General features: G+C 54.3%; 13 protein-coding genes. All 13 read right to left on the reverse strand.

All coding sequences use genetic code 11. The features are described from left to right. Positions 1-18 precede the first annotated feature (18 nt). The 13 genes from ACVX3G_RS14060 to rimP all read right to left on the reverse strand — a co-directional run bounded on the left by ACVX3G_RS14060 (position 19) and on the right by rimP (position 12137). Positions 19-1266, reverse strand: coding sequence for a M16 family metallopeptidase (locus ACVX3G_RS14060; protein WP_014195480.1), 1248 nt, complete (start codon positions 1264-1266; stop codon positions 19-21). Then, positions 1253-2236, reverse strand: coding sequence for a polysaccharide deacetylase family protein (locus ACVX3G_RS14065; protein WP_011230770.1), 984 nt, complete (start codon positions 2234-2236; stop codon positions 1253-1255). Before ACVX3G_RS14065 ends, ACVX3G_RS14060 begins: the two co-directional genes overlap by 14 nt. 87 nt (positions 2237-2323) lie before the next feature. Then, positions 2324-4495, reverse strand: coding sequence for a polyribonucleotide nucleotidyltransferase (pnp, locus tag ACVX3G_RS14070; protein WP_013523420.1), 2172 nt, complete (start codon positions 4493-4495; stop codon positions 2324-2326). Between the two features lie 139 nt (positions 4496-4634). Further along, entirely contained in the window at positions 4635-4904 is a 270-nt protein-coding gene (gene rpsO, locus ACVX3G_RS14075; protein WP_011230768.1) for a 30S ribosomal protein S15, read from the reverse strand. 87 nt (positions 4905-4991) lie between these two features. Further along, on the reverse strand, positions 4992-5972 hold the full coding sequence (ribF, locus tag ACVX3G_RS14080; protein WP_025039097.1) for a bifunctional riboflavin kinase/FAD synthetase: 981 nt from the start codon (positions 5970-5972) through the stop codon (positions 4992-4994). Between the two features lie 43 nt (positions 5973-6015). Beyond that, on the reverse strand, positions 6016-6924 hold the full coding sequence (gene truB, locus ACVX3G_RS14085; protein ID WP_014195478.1) for a tRNA pseudouridine(55) synthase TruB: 909 nt from the start codon (positions 6922-6924) through the stop codon (positions 6016-6018). A gap of 54 nt (positions 6925-6978) precedes the next feature. Beyond that, complete coding sequence (rbfA, locus tag ACVX3G_RS14090) at positions 6979-7362, reverse strand: 30S ribosome-binding factor RbfA (RefSeq protein ID WP_014195477.1); 384 nt, start codon at positions 7360-7362, stop codon at positions 6979-6981. A gap of 15 nt (positions 7363-7377) precedes the next feature. Next, the gene (locus tag ACVX3G_RS14095; protein ID WP_011230764.1) at positions 7378-7656 is read right to left on the reverse strand and encodes a DUF503 domain-containing protein; all 279 of its coding nucleotides are present in this window, start codon (positions 7654-7656) and stop codon (positions 7378-7380) included. Continuing rightward, the gene (infB, locus tag ACVX3G_RS14100) at positions 7653-9872 is read right to left on the reverse strand and encodes a translation initiation factor IF-2 (RefSeq protein WP_013523417.1); all 2220 of its coding nucleotides are present in this window, start codon (positions 9870-9872) and stop codon (positions 7653-7655) included. The genes ACVX3G_RS14095 and infB overlap by 4 nt, the downstream gene beginning before the upstream one ends. A gap of 13 nt (positions 9873-9885) precedes the next feature. Further along, positions 9886-10194 (reverse strand): YlxQ family RNA-binding protein, encoded by a 309-nt coding sequence (locus ACVX3G_RS14105; protein ID WP_011230762.1) that lies wholly within the window; start codon positions 10192-10194, stop codon positions 9886-9888. Then, the gene (gene rnpM, locus ACVX3G_RS14110) at positions 10184-10474 is read right to left on the reverse strand and encodes an RNase P modulator RnpM (RefSeq protein WP_011230761.1); all 291 of its coding nucleotides are present in this window, start codon (positions 10472-10474) and stop codon (positions 10184-10186) included. The genes ACVX3G_RS14105 and rnpM overlap by 11 nt, the downstream gene beginning before the upstream one ends. Positions 10475-10487: 13 nt before the next feature. Beyond that, positions 10488-11639 (reverse strand): transcription termination factor NusA, encoded by a 1152-nt coding sequence (gene nusA / locus ACVX3G_RS14115; protein WP_011230760.1) that lies wholly within the window; start codon positions 11637-11639, stop codon positions 10488-10490. Between the two features lie 24 nt (positions 11640-11663). After that, positions 11664-12137, reverse strand: a complete 474-nt coding sequence (gene rimP, locus ACVX3G_RS14120) for a ribosome maturation factor RimP (RefSeq protein ID WP_011230759.1) — start codon at positions 12135-12137, stop codon at positions 11664-11666. Positions 12138-12140: the final 3 nt, after the last annotated feature.

A 12140-nucleotide genomic window follows, 5' to 3' on the forward strand; every position in this document is an offset into this window, starting at 1 on the left:
AGCTTTTTTGGGCTCGGTCTATGAACGGAGCGGGCGCGGCAGCACGCCGTCCGGGCTGATTAAGGCGAGCGCGTAATCGTCCGTGAAAACCGTGCGCGCCAGTTCGTTTACTTTTTCCACCGTGACACTTTCAATCTCTTCAATGATCTCATCAAGCGAGCGGTGGCGGCCGAGAAGGAGTTCATTTTTGCCGTTGCGGCTCATCCGGCTGTTCGTGCTCTCGAGCCCAAGCATCAGGCTTCCTTTCATCTGCTCTTTGCTGTTATGCAACTCTTTTTCGGTCACTCCGTCCTCCTTCAGCTGGCGAATGGTGTGCTGGATCGTTTCGAACAGCACATCAAGCTGGCTGCTTCCTGTGCCGGCGTAAATGGCGAGCAGGCCGCTGTCTTGGTAGGCGGAATGGTACGAGAACACCGAATACGCCAATCCGCGCTGTTCGCGCACTTCCTGAAACAGCCGGCTGCTCATGCTGCCGCCTAAAATATTGTTCAAGATGAGGAGCGGGTACGCGTCCGGATGGCCGATCGGCAACCCGTTGAATCCGATGCATACGTGCGCCTGCTCAGTGTCCTTTTTGCGCGCGATCTTTTGCGGCACAAACGCCGGCGTCCCTGAAGAAGGCGGCTTGCTCTCTGCGGCAAACGAGCCGAAATAGCGCTCGACCTCATCAATAAACCGTTCGTCGACGTTGCCGGCGACCGAAATGACGACGCGATCCGGTGTATAGTAGTCCGCCATATATTGGCGCAGCGTGTCGCCAGTAAACGTGCGCAGCGTCTCTTCCGTGCCCAAAATCGGATAGCCGAGCGGATGACCCGCATAGCACGCTTTGCCGAGCAAATCGTGGACGATGTCATCCGGTGTATCTTCATACATTTTGATTTCCTCGAGCACGACGTTGCGCTCCTTTTGCAGCTCATCCTCCACAAATGTCGAGTGGAAAAACATATCGGCGAGCATTTCAAGCGCCAGCGGCGCGTGTTCATCCAACACTTTGGCGTAGTAACACGTATACTCCTTCGATGTAAAGGCGTTTACTTGCCCGCCGATGCTGTCGAATGCTTCCGCAATGTCCCGGGCCGTGCGCGTCGTTGTCCCCTTGAAAAACATATGCTCTAAAAAATGGGAAATGCCATTGGTTTGCTCCGTTTCATTGCGCGAGCCGGTCCCGATCCATATGCCGATGGCCACCGACCTTACAGTCGGAATTTGCTCGAGCACGATTCGCACACCGTTTTTGCACGTATATTTGTTAATCAACTCCATGTTCCTCCTGTTTGTTTGCCAGTCTTTTCTCATCGAATAAGGCCGTCAAGCTGCCTAGGGCGTAGCCTTTTTGCTTAATCGAGATGATCAGCTCGTCAAGTGCAGCCGCCGTCGGCATCGTTGGGTGCATCAAAATGATGGCGCCAGGATGAACTTTCGATGTCACCCGTTTCACTATAACAGATGGCGACGGTTTTTGCCAATCAATTGTATCGACGCTCCATAGAATCGTTTTCATGCCGAGTTCCGCGGCGACCTCGACGACCTCGTCGCGGTAGCTGCCGCTTGGCGGGGCAAACCATTTGCATTTAACCGATGTCGCCGCCTCAATCACTTCGTTTGTTTTTTCGAGCTCGCGGCGGATGTTGTCGACAGCGAGCGTTTTCATATCGGGATGGCTGTAGGAATGGTTGCCGATTTCATGGCCGGCGTCTGCTATCATTTTTGCCATCTCCGGGTGTTTTTTTACCCATCGTCCTTCCAAAAAGAACGTCGCCTTGACATTGTATTTTTTCATCGTCTCAAGCATGTCGGGGAGGTATTCTTCCCCCCAAGCGACATTGACCGCAAACGCCACCATCGGCTTGTCAGGATGGCCGCGGTAAATCGGCGCCGGCGGCAAATCGTCCAAATGGACGCGCGGGGGCACTTGACGGAACACGAGTTTTCGCTCATCAAACATCCCCGTTTTCTTCATGTTTTGATAGGAGGCGTCAATGTCGACGGCGAGCCCGTTGTAGCCGGGCGTCGCCTTCCATACTTTATCGATGACCGCATCTTGGGCGGGAATTTCATATTGCTTCGCTTGTTTGACGATCGTGTCGTACAGCTTGTCGCGCTCTTTCATCGCGGTTGTTTCCATCGGGCGCCAGCTCGCGATGTAATCGCCAACCGGAGGCCAATGAACCGCCGCCCAGGCGGCAAGAAACATGACCGCTAGCGCCATATAGCGGGCAATTCCGTTGTTCACCCTTGTCCCCCTCCTTTTTTACTACTACAACATATGTCTTAGGGGGACAGGATAGAACATAACAAAAGAGCCTTAAGAAACAAATTCCTAAGGCTTCATGCGATGGCGCTCCGGCCGTCTTCCTCGTTTTTCCCTAGATTCCCGCGGCAGTTCCCCTCCAATGTTGCGGGCATCGCGCAACACCGCTTTGCGCGACAGGTTGACGCGCCCTTGCTTATCGATTTCCGTTACTTTCACTAAAATTTCATCGCCAATCGAAACGACGTCTTCGACTTTGCCGACCCGCCCTTCAGCGAGCTCGGAAATATGGACAAGCCCGTCTTTGCCGTTGAACAACTCAACGAAGGCGCCGAATTTTTCAATCCGTTTCACTTTGCCTAAGTACACTTGGCCGACTTCGACTTCGCGGACGATGTCTTCGATGATTTGCTTCGCTTTTTGGTTGGCCGCTTCATCCACAGACGAGATGAAAATCGTGCCGTCTTGTTCGATGTCGATTTTGACGCCGGTTTCGTCGATGATTTTGTTGATCTGCTTGCCGCTTGGTCCGATCACCTCCCGGATTTTGTCCGGGTTGATGTGCATGATCAAAATTTTCGGTGCATATTTGGACAGCTCTTTGCGCGGTTCGCTGAGCGTTTGCATCATATGATCCAAAATCTCGAGCCGCCCTTTGCGCGCTTGCATGAGCGCCTCTTCCAAAATCTCGCGCGTCAATCCTTTGATTTTAATGTCCATTTGCAATGCCGTCACGCCTTTTCTCGTGCCGGCGACTTTAAAGTCCATATCGCCAAGATGGTCTTCGATGCCTTGAATGTCTGTCAAAATCGTGTAATGGTCGTCGTTTTTCACAAGCCCCATGGCAATGCCGGCGACCGGTGCTTTAATCGGCACCCCAGCATCCATCATCGCCAGCGTGCTGGCGCAAATGCTGGCCTGCGATGTCGAGCCGTTCGACTCCAGCACTTCGGAAACGAGGCGGATCGTATACGGGAATTCGCGCTCCGACGGCACGACCGGCTCGAGCGCCCGTTCGCCAAGCGCCCCGTGTCCGATTTCACGACGCCCCGGCCCGCGCATCGGCCCGGTTTCCCCGACGGAAAACGGCGGGAAGTTGTAATGGTGCATAAACCGCTTCGATTCTTCAAGGTCAAGCCCGTCCAAAATTTGCACATCACCAAGCGCCCCAAGCGTACAAACGCTCAACACTTGCGTCTGCCCGCGCGTAAACAAACCGGAGCCGTGCGTGCGCGGCAGGACGCCGACCGCCGATGAAAGCGGACGGATTTCATCGACTTTGCGCCCGTCCGGACGGATTTTCTCGACCGTGATCAAACGGCGCACTTCCTCTTTTACGAGTTTATGCAAAATTTCCTGTACTTGCTTGAGCTTCTCCTCATCCGCTTCTTCCGCCTCATATTTGGCGATGACGCCAGCTTTCACATCTTCAATGGCAGCATCGCGCGCCAGTTTCTCCGGCACTTGCACCGCTCGCTTAATGTCCGCTTCGGCAAGCTGGCGGATTTCCGCCTCCAGCGCTGGATCCGGCTCGTAAAGGACGACTTCCATTTTTTCTTTGCCGACTTGGGCGGCGATTTCCTCTTGGAAGGCGATGAGCCGCTTCACTTCCTCATGGCCGAACATGATCGCTTCCAAAATCACTTCTTCCGGCACCTCATCCGCCCCGGCTTCCACCATGTTGATCGCATCTTTTGTGCCGGCGACGACAAGATGCAGATCGCTTTTTTCCATTTGCTCGACCGTCGGATTGATGACAAACTGGCCGTCAACGCGGCCGACGATGACACCGGCGATCGGCCCTTCAAACGGAATGTCGGAAATCGTCAGCGCCACCGACGAACCGATTAAGGCCGCTACTTCCGGCGCGCAGTCTTGATCAACGCTCATGACCATCGAGACGACTTGCACTTCGTTGCGGAATCCTTCGGCAAACAGCGGGCGAATCGGTCGGTCGATGAGACGGCTCACCAAAATGGCTTTCTCGCTCGGGCGACCTTCGCGCTTAATAAACCCGCCAGGAATTTTTCCAACCGCATACAACCGTTCCTCGTAGTTGACGGTAAGCGGGAAAAAGTCAACGTTTTTCGCCTCTCGCGACGCGGTGGCTGTGCTCAACACGACCGTATCGCCGTAGCGGACGAGCGCCGCGCCATTCGCCTGTTTCGCCAGCTCGCCGGTTTCGACGATGAGCGGCCGCCCGGCCACATCGATGGAAAACACGCGTTTCTCTTGTTCCATACAGACGAGTACTCCTCTCTATGTACAGATGAAATTTAGATCAGCTGATGATTAGTATAGACGAATTGGCACCATTGTTATCATCGCCGTGTCAATCACGCCTATAAACTAGCAAAAAAGCGGGAATGCTCCCGCTTTTTTATCGACGTAATCCAAGTTTCTCAATCAATTCACGGTAGCGCGCCACATCTTTCTTGCGCAAGTAGGCCAATAAGTTGCGGCGCTTCCCGACCATTTTCAGCAAGCCGCGCCGTGAATGATGGTCTTTTTTATGAATGCGCAAATGCTCGTTCAAGTTGTTGATTTGCTCCGTCAGGATCGCAACTTGCACTTCCGGAGAACCAGTGTCGTTCTCATGGATTTTAAACTGCTCGATGATTTCGCGTTTGCGCTCCTGCGTCAATGCCATCCTTGTTCACCTCCCTAGTCCTAGATCCCCGATTGCCGAGCGGGCGTCGGTGACTCGCCTAGCCAAGCAATGGTTCGCATACATTGATTAGAATACCTCTTTTTCCGGCAAAATGCAAGTCTTTTCGCTGAAACAGCGGAAATACTGCTCCGCCTCTTTCTTGTCGCGGGCGATTTGCGCCGTCAGTTCATCGACACTGGTAAACTTCTGCTCGCTCCGCAGACGGCGGTGCCACTCAATGGTCATCGTTTGTCCATAAACATCGCCGGAAAACTCGAATAAGTGCACCTCAATATTCGGCAATCCTTCGCGCGTTTTATGGAACGTCGGTTTGTAGCCGACGTTCGCCACCCCTTCATATACTTGCCCGCCGATCACCGCCTTGACTGCATAGACGCCGACTGCCGGCAAGGCATAATCGCTGTTTAAAGCGATGTTCGCCGTTGGAAAGCCGATCATCCGCCCGCGCCGTTCCCCGGCAACGACCGTTCCTTCAAGCTCATAAAAGCGGCCGAGCAGGCGGGGAAGCTGTTCGACCGCCCCGTCTTCGAGCAGTTTCCGCACCCGGGACGAGCTCACTTTTTCCCCGTCGACCGCGAGCTTCGGAATGACCGTCTGTCCAAAGCGGCCGCGCGCATGAATCGGCATCGTCTCCATCGTTCCTTTTCCGAACCGCCCATAAGTGAAATCGAAGCCGGCGACGACATGTTTCACGTGCAACCCGTCCAAATATTGGTCAACGAACGCTTCTGGCGACAGCGCAGCAAACGTCGGCGTAAATTCAACGATGTACAGCCGGTTGACGCCAAGTGATGCAATCAGCTGCTCCTTTTTGCCAAGCGGCGTGATCGAGCGCAGCTCGGACTGTTTGCCAAGCACAACAGACGGATGAGGATGAAACGTCATCACCGCGCTTTCGTACCCACGCTCGTTGGCGATCTCGACCGCGGTGCGGATCACTTTTTGATGGCCGAGGTGGATGCCGTCGAAATAGCCCAGCGCCATCACCGTCGGAGGGAGCGCCTGGCGTTCGAGACGGTGGGGATGCGAAAGAAACAGCGTTTCCATGTCCATGACCTACCTTCTTTATTTCCGCGCTGCACCCGCGGCGTTAACGAAACACTTTGAGCGGTTTCATCAAGCCGGGGCGCGCCGGATGCTTCACGTACAGGGCCAGCGCTTCCCGCTCGGGCGAAACAAGCACGACCGGCCCGTCAAGCTTCTCTAAAAAAGCGGGAAGCCGGAGCAGCGCCCCGTTTTTTACCTTCTCTGCTACTTTATCATTGATTTCATATTTCGGCAAATGAAAAAGCGCCCGCTCGATCGGGATGAGCAAGACATCAGCCGTCCCGTCGGCCGCCCGGCGCTCAACGTCTTCAAACGTTACGCAATCTTCAAGCCGAAACGGCCCGGACGCCGTACGGATGAGGTCGGACATATGCGCCGGATAGCCGAGCCGCTCGCCGATCATCACCGCCAGCGTACGCACGTACGTGCCTTTGCTGCACGTGACGCGAAAGCGAAATGACACCGTTTCCCCAAAGAATTGTTCACGTTCATCAAGCAGTTCGAGCTCATAAATGGTCACGCGCCGCGTCGGACGTTCGACTTCGATGCCGGCGCGCGCGTATTCATACAGTTTTTTGCCGCCCACTTTCACCGCGGAGTACATCGGCGGCGTTTGCTCAATTTCTCCGGTCAAGCTGTCAAACACCGCTTCGATTTCCGCGCGCGCAATCGGCCGGTCAACCGGACGGGCGGCGATGATGTCGCCGTCCGCATCTTCGGTTGTCGTCGCGGCGCCAAGCGTCACTTTTCCTTCATACGTTTTCGTCGTCCCGGTCAAAAACTCGGCGATGCGCGTCGCCTTGCCAAGGCAAATGGGCAGCACACCGGACACGTTTGGGTCAAGCGTGCCGGTGTGTCCCGCTTTTTTTACGCCAAGCAGACGGCGCACTTTGGCCACGCAGTCGTGAGACGTCATCCCTTTCGGTTTATTCAGCAGCAATACCCCGTCCATCGACGCACCCTTTCCGTTTCCATGATCATGAATGGAAATGGATAGACGGTTCGTCTATCCATTGTTCGGCTCCCCATCCGCCTCTTTCGCCGGGTGGTCATCGCTTGAAATTTGCCGAATCAGCTGTTCGATGCGGCTGCCGTATTCAATCGTTTCATCGATTTCAAAGAAAATTTCCGGCGTCTTGCGAAGGCGGATGCGCTGCCCGATTTCCGAACGGATAAACCCTTTCGCTTTCTCGAGCGCCTTCAACGTCTCTTCCTGCTGCTTGTCATCGCCAAGGACGCTGATGTACACTTTCGCCTGTTGCAAATCACCGGTGACCCGCACATCGGTCACCGTGACAAAGCCGATGCGCGGGTCTTTCAGCCTGCGGCTGATGATGTCGCTCAACTCTTTTTTCATTTGCTCGCCAACGCGAGTTGCCCGTATATTCATCACCCATCACCTCGGTTACAACCACTCGAATGATGTGGCCGCCCGCTCCAGCTCAGGGAACGAGTCGATCAAAGCAAGCGCCCGCTCGAGCTCCCGTTCGGTCGCCCGGCGGCTGGACGTAATGGCAACAAGGCCGATGGTCGCTCGTTGCCATGCGTCTTGATGATCGATTTCGGCCACAGAGACGTTATATTTTTGCCGGATTCTTGTCATGACCCGCTGCAGGACGGCCCGTTTATCCTTGAGCGAGCGGGCGTTGTAGATGATGCATTCGCACGCGGCGAAGCCGATCATGCCCGGGCCACTTCCTGCATGATGTATGCTTCGATGACATCTCCTTCTTTGATATCATTGAAGTTTTTGATCGTCAGCCCGCATTCATACCCTTGCGCCACTTCGCGCACATCGTCTTTATACCGCTTGAGCGAATCGATTTCCCCTTCGTAGACGACGATGCCTTGGCGAATGAGGCGCACCTTGCTGTCGCGGGTGATTTTGCCGTCCGTGACATAGCAACCGGCGATCGTGCCGACTTTCGATACTTTGAACGTTTGCCGCACTTCCGCCTGACCGATCACTTTCTCTTCGTACTCCGGATCGAGCATCCCTTTCATCGCCGCTTCAATTTCCTCGATGACATTGTAAATGATGCGATGGAGGCGGATGTCGACTTTTTCCGATTCAGCGGCGCGCTTTGCGTTTGCATCCGGACGGACGTTAAATCCAATGACGATGGCGTTCGATGCCGTCGCCAGCGAAATATCCGATTCGGTGATGGCGCCGACAGCCGCGTGGATGATTTTCACCCGCACGCCTTCCACATCGATTTTTTGCAAGGCGGCGACAAGCGCCTCAACCGATCCTTGAACATCGGCTTTGACGATCAAATTCAGCTCTTTCATTTCGCCTTGCTTAATTTGTTCAAACAAATCATCCAAGCTGACGCGCGTTTTGACGCTTCGCTGCTCCTGCAGCTGCCGCTGCGCCCGCGCCTCCGCGATTTGCCGCGCCTTTTTCTCATCCTCAAACACCATGAAGCGGTCGCCGGCTTGCGGCACTTCATGCAGCCCAGTAATTTCGACTGGCATCGACGGAGTCGCCTCTTTGACGCGCCGGCCGCTGTCGTTCACCATCGCGCGCACGCGCCCGTATGTTGTGCCGACGACGATCGGATCGCCGACACGCAACGTTCCCGCTTGAATCAAAAGCGTTGCCACCGGGCCACGCCCTTTATCAAGCTTCGCTTCGATCACCGTACCGACCGCACGCCGGTTCGGGTTGGCTTTTAATTCTTCCATCTCACTGACAAGCAAAATCATTTCCAAAAGATGATCAAGGCCCTCTTTCGTTTTCGCCGACAACTTGCAGAAAATCGTATCGCCGCCCCATTCTTCCGGAACGAGGTTGTATTCCATCAATTCTTGCATGACGCGGTCCGGGTTCGCTTCCGGCTTATCGATTTTGTTGATGGCGACAATAATCGGCACGTTTGCCGCCTTGGCGTGGTTGATCGCTTCCACCGTCTGCGGCATCACCCCGTCATCCGCGGCAACGACAAGAATGACGATATCGGTCACTTGCGCGCCGCGCGCCCGCATCGTTGTAAACGCTTCATGCCCCGGCGTATCGAGGAACGTAATTTTTTTGTCATTGACCGTCACTTGATACGCACCGATGTGTTGCGTAATACCGCCGGCTTCTTGCTCCGTCACTTTGGAGTGGCGGATCGCATCAAGCAACGTCGTTTTCCCGTGGTCGACGTGCCCCATGATCGTCACGACCGGCGGCCGTTCAACCAAATCTTCCGGCGCATCGACAATTTCGATCGCTTCAAAGTTCGTCTCATCGATCGTCACTTTTTCTTCGACTTCAACGCCGTAATCTGAGCAGATGAGCTCGATGGCGTCTTTGTCTAAATCTTGGTTGATTGTCGCCATCACGCCGAGCATAAACAGCTTCTTAATAATTTCCGACGGTTCGCGGCCAAGCTTTTTCGCCAGTTCGGCCACGGTAAGCGAGCCTTCAAACGTAATTTTTTTCGGCAGCTCTTTTTCTTTTTTCGCCGGCTGCGGCGCTTGTTTGGCGGCTGGTGCTGCCTGCTTTTTCCCTTTCGCCGGCCCTTTTCCTTTCTTTTTCGCCGCTTGGAGCAGTTTCTTTTCTTGCTGTTGCGCCTCGGTTTTTTTCGTTTCCTTCCCTTTTGGCGCTCCCTTTTTCTTCGCCGGTTTCATTTTCGCCGCTTCTTTGCTGTCGTCAAAAATTTCCTCATCAGCAAAATCGGCCGCTTTCGCCGGCGTCGGCCGTTTCGGCTTCTCCGTTTTCTTTTCCGCTTTTTTCTCTTCTTTTTTCCCGGTGTTCGGGCGATATTGATGGTCGAGTTTTTCGACGACATCAGCCTCCAGCATCGCCATATGGTTGTTCACTTCAATGTTCATTTCTTTCAATTTATGAATGACGTCCTTGCTTGGAACGTTCTGTTTTTTCGCGTATTCATACACACGCATTTTCGACATACATTCACCCCCATTAAGATCGGTCGAGCATCGTTTGCAATTGGCGCGCAAACCCTTCGTCGATGACAGCGACAACGACGCGGGCGTCCTTGCCGATCGCGCCGCCAAGCACATACCGGTCCGGCACTTTGCAAAGCGGGACGCCATAAAACGTGCATTTGTCCGTCACTTTTTTTTCGGTGTTGACGGATGCGTCTTGCGAAAGCAAGACGAGCCGCGCCCGGCCCCGCTGCACTTCTTTGACGACAAGCTCCTCGCCGGAGACGACTTTGCCCGCCCGCTGCGCCAATCCAAGCAGCGATGCCCAACGGTTATGCTTCATGTCCGGCCTGTTTCTCCTTTTCCGCCAAGGCGAGCAATTCGTCATAAATCGCATCATCGATGTCTGCTTTTAAATGGCGGGCCAAAATGTTTTTCTTTTTCGCCTGCAAAATGCACTCCGGATCAAGGGTAATATACGCGCCGCGCCCCGCCTTTTTGCCGGTTGGGTCGATCGACACTTCCCCCTCTTTCGAGCGGACGATGCGCACCATCTCCCGTTTCGGCTTCATCTCTCCAGTGACGACGCATTTGCGCAACGGAATTTTCTTTTGCGCTGCCATTTTTCATTCCCCCTCACTCGATTTCCGCCGATTGATCAAACGATGGGCCGTTTTCTTCGCTATTTTCATTATCGGCCGCCGCATCGCTGAAATCAAGCGAAGTGGATGGCGCATGCGGATCAATGCCCATCTCCCGCGCTTCCGATTCGCTTTTAATATCAATTTTCCAGCCGGTCAATTTCGCCGCCAGCCGCGCGTTTTGCCCGCGTTTGCCGATGGCGAGCGACAGCTGATAGTCCGGAACGATGACCGTCGTCGCCTTTTGCTCCTCGTTGACAATGACGCGCAACACTTTCGCCGGGCTTAACGCGTTGGCGACAAACTCCACCGGATCGGCCGACCAGCGGACGATATCGATTTTTTCTCCGTTCAGCTCATCAACAATGGCCTGCACGCGTTGCCCTCTCGGTCCGACGCATGCGCCGACCGGATCGACTTCCGGGTTGTCGGAGTGGACGGAAATTTTCGAACGGTCACCGGCTTCGCGGGCGATCGATTTAATCTCGACCGTTCCGTCGTAAATTTCCGGCACTTCGAGCTCAAACAGCCGTTTCAACAGTCCCGGGTGGGTGCGGGAGACGAAAATTTGCGGCCCTTTTGTCGTTTTTTCCACTTTCGTAATGTATACTTTCAACCGGTCGTGCGGCTTATAGGTTTCATTCGGCATTTGTTCGTTTGCCGGCAGGAGCGCCTCCGCCTTGCCGAGGCTGACGTAGACAAAGCGCGGGTCGACGCGCTGAACGATGCCGGTCATAATGTCCTCTTCACGGTCGACAAATTCGGCGTAGATGATGCTCCGCTCTGCCTCGCGCACGCGCTGGGTGACGACTTGCTTCGCCGTCTGTGCGGCGATGCGCCCGAAATCGCGCGGCGTCACTTCGAGCTCGACGACGTCGCCGATTTGATAATTCGGATTGATCCGCTGCGCGTCCTCAAGTGAAATTTCAAGGCGCGGATCGGCCACCTCTTCGACGACATCTTTGCGCGCGAACACGCGGATCGTGCCGGTGTCCATATTGAGATCGACGCGCACGTTTTGCGCCTGGCCGAAATTGCGTTTATACGCTGAAACGATCGCCGCTTCGATCGCTTCCATCACGACTTCTTTGCTGATGCCTTTTTCCCGCATCAGATCGGCTAACGCCTCAAGCAATTGCGTGTTCATGCAACAAAAATCCCCCTTTTGCGATTAGAAGAAAATGACGGCTAATCGGGCGCTTGCCACTTTTTCATACGGAATGGCGACCGTTTTTTGCCGTCCGCGGTCTTTGACCAACAGCGTCACGGTCGTTCCGTCAAAAGCGGTTAGTTCGCCTTCAAACTGCTTTTCTCCTTCAATGGGCTCATACGTTTTGATATATACATTTTTCCCAATGGCCTTGGCAAAATCTTTTGCCTTTTTCAGCGGCCGCTCCGCTCCGGGCGATGATACTTCCAAAAAATAGTTATGCGGAATCGGATCGACTTCATCCAGCTTTTCGCTCAATTTTTCGCTGACAGCACCGCATTGTTCAATATCGACGCCATCGTCAGAGTCAATGAAGACGCGCAAAAACCAATTTTTCCCTTCCTTCACATATTCAATATCGACGAGTTCAAGCCCCATTTCGTCCAAAATCGGTGTGACGAGTTGTTCGACCGTTTCTGTCACCTTTTTGCTCATTGT

It is taken from the genome of Geobacillus sp. PLS 41 (genome assembly GCF_056494105.1).